Raw genomic sequence first — 4262 nt, 5'->3', positions numbered from 1 at the left:
GCCTGGCGCTCGGCCATGGCGTGCCGTTCTCGTTCATCGGAGAGTTCGGCTGCAAGCTCGGCGACCCGCTGCTGCAGCACAGCAGTGTGTCGTGCCGCGGCGTCAGGACCGGTTTCATCTATCCCGGCAGCGACGCGCGCAATCTCGTCGACGAGGCCAGCGCTCGACGCAGTCCGGCCACCGGCGAGCGCGGCATGCGCCGCGTCGAGCGCATCTCGGTCGGCAGCTCGTGCCAGGCAGTAGCGGTCAGTCAGGGTGAGGAGCCCGCCGAGTGAATTGGCAGCAGCGGCGAAACCGTCGGTGGGATCTCGGTCGACGCCGAGATGTTCGAGCATCCGGGTTCGGGTGTCGATGGCGGCCGGGTCGAGTGTCTGTTCGAACAGCGCGCACCACAGCGTCGTGTCGCCAAACATGTCGGTCTCGATCGAAATCATCGCTGCCGCGCCTGCACGCTCGCGATCGTGTGGCTCGATGTCGCGTTCGATGACGACGGCGTGCACGGTGGTCGGCCAGGCAGTAGTCAGCGCTGGTTGCCACAATGCGCGGCTCATCACCACTCGCTCGTGAACGCTGCGCAAGTCGAGTGACACGTCGTTGCGGTGGAGATCGATCTGGGCGCGCATGACCCGCGCGACGACGTCGCTTTGCCAGCTGGCAGGATCGAGCGAGCTGAGGACACCGATTCGATGGGTATCGGGCGTGGCGGGTGGGTTCGTGATGGGTGGGGCGGGCTGGTTCATGCGGAGAGTGGCCGATCCTGTTTGTCTTTCTTGGCTGCCTTTTGCTCTTTCTTCCACTCGCGCACAACAGCGAGTGAGGCCTCGTCGTGGATGTCGGCAACGGACCGCGGCACGTCGTCGCCGAACTTCCCGGCGGCCTCGCGCCAGCCGTCCGGTGCAACGCCCTGTGTCTTGGCGAGGATCGCAACGAAGATCTTCGACTTCTCGTCGCCATAGCCGGGGAGGGCCTTGAGCCGTCGGAAAATGTCTCGCCCAGAGTCGGCGTCCCGCCAGATGTTCGCAGCGTCACCGTCGTGGTGTTCGACGAGAAATGCGCAGACCTGCTGGATGCGTTTGCCCATCGAGGCGGGGAAACGATGAATCGCCGGCTGCTCACAGCAGATGGCAACGAACGACGCTTCGTCCAGTGCAGCGATTGCCGCTGGGTTGAGGTGGCCGAGACGTTGCTTGAGGGTCGCGGGGCCGGCAAACGCCCACTCCATTGGGACCTGCTGGTCGAGCAGCATGCCGAGCAACAGTGCATTCGGGTCGGTGTTGAGCAGTGCGTCGGCTGCCTCGTCGCCGGTGATGTACAACGTTCCGCCCATGCCCAAAACCTACCGTGTCCGCTGAGGCAGGCGAAGGTCCGCCATGATGGTGGCTCTATGGTCGCCAACCCCAGCCATCAGTACCGGACAACTGTCGATCCGTCGGCCTCGAATAACCCGCACTCGTATGCACTCGAGCTCGTCGGTGGCGGGCATCGAGTGCTCGAAGTTGGATGTTCGACCGGTCACGTGACCACGCACCTCGTGGCCGCCGGGAACACGGTTGTTGGTGTCGAGATCGACGAATCGGCAGCCGTTGAAGCACGCCAGGTGACCGCCGTTGTCCATGTGGTTGATCTCGACATGACCGAACTGTCATCGATCGAACACGGCGAGTTCGACGTGATCTTGCTCGGCGATGTGCTCGAACACGTCCGTAATCCACCGGCGGTGTTGGCCGACATTGTCACGCTGCTCGCGCCGGCAGGTCGCCTCGTCGTGTCGGTCCCGAACGCAGCGCATGTCGACGTCCGGTTGATGTTGCTCGAAGGGCGAGTCGAGTACCAAGACGATGGGCTGCTCGACCGTACGCATTTGCGCTGGTTTACCAAGGCGTCGTTCCGCGAGTTGCTCGACGGATGCGGCTTTGTCGCCACCGACATGCGCCGTGTGATTTTCCCGTTGGGTGGCAGCAACGTGCCGTTCGATCGCAGCGCACACAGCGATGCGACGATCAACTTCATCCTGGCCGACCCTGACGCGCTGAGCTATCAGTATGTCGTCGAGTGTCGCCCGCGCAGCGCAACAGGAGACGCTCCCGACGTCCTTGCCCCACTGGAATGGCTGTGGCCAGCACACGCCTGCGAGGCAACCGCTGACGAACTCGCGGAACTGCGCGTCAGCACGGCTCGACTGCAAGCCGAAGTCGACAGCTGGGAAAACTCGACGGTCGCCAAGCTCACCAAACCACTCCGCGCCGCCTCCGGCAAACTCCGCAGAGCCGTCGCCGGGCGAAGGTAGTTGCGTATGGGGTCAGGCCCCTTTCGCAACTGTTGCGAAAGGGGCCTGACCCCATACGCAACTGTCTAGATGATGTAGGGGTCGACGGCGTCGGGGTCGATGTCGTAGCGGCTGATGGCGTCGTGGACGACGCTGGCATCGACCTTGCCGTCTTGGAGGAGCGCCGAGAGCACGCCAACAACGATGTGGCCGGTGTCGATTTCGAAGTGACGTCGCAGCGCCTCGCGCGTGTCGGAGCGACCCATGCCGTCGGTACCGAGGGTCATGAACGTGCGGTCGGGCAAGAAGCGCATGACCTGCTCGGGGACCGCCATCATGAAGTCAGACACCGCGGTGATGGGGCCCTGCGAGTCGGCAAGGATCTGTGCGACACGCGGGACGCGGCGCTCGCCGGAGGGATGCAACCGGTTATGGCGTTCGGCCGAGAGGCCCTCCTCGCGGAGTGCCTTGTACGACGTTGCCGACCAGAGTTCGGCGCCGACGCCGTAGTGCTCAGCAAGGTCGGTTGCGGCTTCGCGAGCGGCACCTTGGGCGCTGCCAGAGAACAGCAGCGTCGCCGGAATCAGCGCGGCGTTGTCGTTTTCGCCAGTACCAGTGGGCGCGTCGGCCCACTTGTAGAGGCCTTCGACGATCGCCTCAGCAAGCCCGGGCGTGTCAGGCATCGCCGGCATCTCGTAGTTCTCGTTGTACAGGGTGATGTAGTAGAAGACGTCGGTCTCGTCGGGCGTTCCGCCGCCGTACATCCGCTTGATACCAGCGTCGACAATGGCGCCGACTTCGTAGGCAAAAGAGGGGTCGTAGGCCTGCACGGCAGGCACGGTCGAGGCAAGCACCAGGCTGTGCCCGTCTTGGTGCTGGAGCCCTTCGCCCATCAGCGTCGTGCGGCCGGCAGTGCCGCCCATCAAGAAGCCGCGGGTCCGCATATCGGCTGCCTGCCAGATGAGGTCGCCGACGCGCTGGAAGCCGAACATTGAATAGAAGGTGTAGAACGGGATCATCGGGACGCCGCGGGTCGCGTAACTCGTACCAGCCGCGATGAAGCTCGACATAGCGCCAGCCTCGGTGATGCCTTCTTCGAGAATTTGGCCGTCTTTCGACTCGGCATAGGAGAGCAGCAGGTCGTGATCGACCGGCTCATACTTCTGGCCCTGCGAGGCATAGATCCCGATCTCACGGAACAGCGAGTCCATACCGAAGGTGCGGGCTTCATCTGGAATGATCGGGACGATTCGTTCACCGACATGCTCGTCACGCGTCAAGCTGCGCAGCAGACGAGTGAAGCCCATCGTGGTCGACACCGCTTGGCCGTTGGAACCCGACCACATCTCTTTGAAGGCCGAAGGGTCGGGAAGCAACATTGGTTTGCGGACACGCGTGGTGCGCTGCGGCACGAAACCGTCAAGGGCACGACGACGTTCCATCATGTACTGGTACTCGATCGAGTCGGCACGGAGCTTGATGTACGGCGGGTTCTTGTCGTCGACGAGTTCTTCAGGGATGTCATCTTGGAGATGCAGGCGGTCACGCATGTCCAGCAACTGCTTCTTGGTCATCTTTTTGATCTGGTGCGTGGAGTTGCGCCCCTCGAAGCCTTCGCCCAGCGTCCAACCCTTGACGGTCTTGGCCAAGATGACAGTGGGGCGGCCGGAGCCGAGGTTGTCGGACGCAGCCTTGTAGGCGGCGTACAGCTTGCGGTAGTCGTGGCCACCACGCGGCAGGTTGCGGATGTCGTCGTCGGTGAGGTGCGAGACCATCTGGCGCAGCCGGTCGTCAGGACCGAAGAAGTGATCGCGGGCATAGCCGCCCGGCTCGGTCGCGTAACGCTGGAACTCACCATCAACCGTGGTGTTCATCTTGTTCAGCAGCACGCCGTCTTTGTCTTGGGCGAGCAGGTCATCCCACTTGGAACCCCACACCACCTTGATGACGTTCCAGCCGGCGCCACGGAAGGTGGCTTCGAGTTCTTGGATGACCT

At 63.3% G+C, this 4262-nt stretch carries 3 protein-coding genes and 1 pseudogene; 1 reads left to right on the top strand and 3 read right to left on the bottom strand.

Features of this window, described 5'->3' with window-relative positions; all coding sequences use genetic code 11:
• Together ACH2EI_RS02220 and ACH2EI_RS02215 are read right to left on the bottom strand one after the other, a co-directional pair.
• Window positions 1–740, bottom strand: a pseudogene (locus ACH2EI_RS02220) (hypothetical protein); the annotation flags it as partial.
• Window positions 737–1327 (bottom strand): HhH-GPD-type base excision DNA repair protein, encoded by a 591-nt coding sequence (locus ACH2EI_RS02215; protein ID WP_395159017.1) that lies wholly within the window; start codon window positions 1325–1327, stop codon window positions 737–739. The pseudogene ACH2EI_RS02220 and the gene ACH2EI_RS02215, both read right to left, overlap by 4 nt.
• Window positions 1328–1384: 57 nt before the next feature.
• On the opposite strand from ACH2EI_RS02215, the gene ACH2EI_RS02210 reads away from it, so the two are divergent.
• Entirely contained in the window at window positions 1385–2287 is a 903-nt protein-coding gene (locus tag ACH2EI_RS02210) for a class I SAM-dependent methyltransferase (RefSeq protein ID WP_395159015.1), read from the top strand.
• A gap of 65 nt (window positions 2288–2352) precedes the next feature.
• On the opposite strand, the gene ACH2EI_RS02205 is transcribed toward ACH2EI_RS02210, so the two are convergent.
• Window positions 2353–4262, bottom strand: a 1910-nt coding sequence (locus tag ACH2EI_RS02205) for a transketolase-like TK C-terminal-containing protein (RefSeq protein ID WP_395159013.1), incomplete at its 5' end; no start/stop codon positions are given.

The sequence above is a fragment of the Ilumatobacter sp. genome (assembly GCF_041688325.1).
Classification (GTDB): Bacteria; Actinomycetota; Acidimicrobiia; order Acidimicrobiales; family Ilumatobacteraceae; genus Ilumatobacter_A.
The sequence above is the reverse complement of the archived record's forward strand: the minus strand, read 5'-3'. Positions and strand labels throughout refer to the sequence as shown.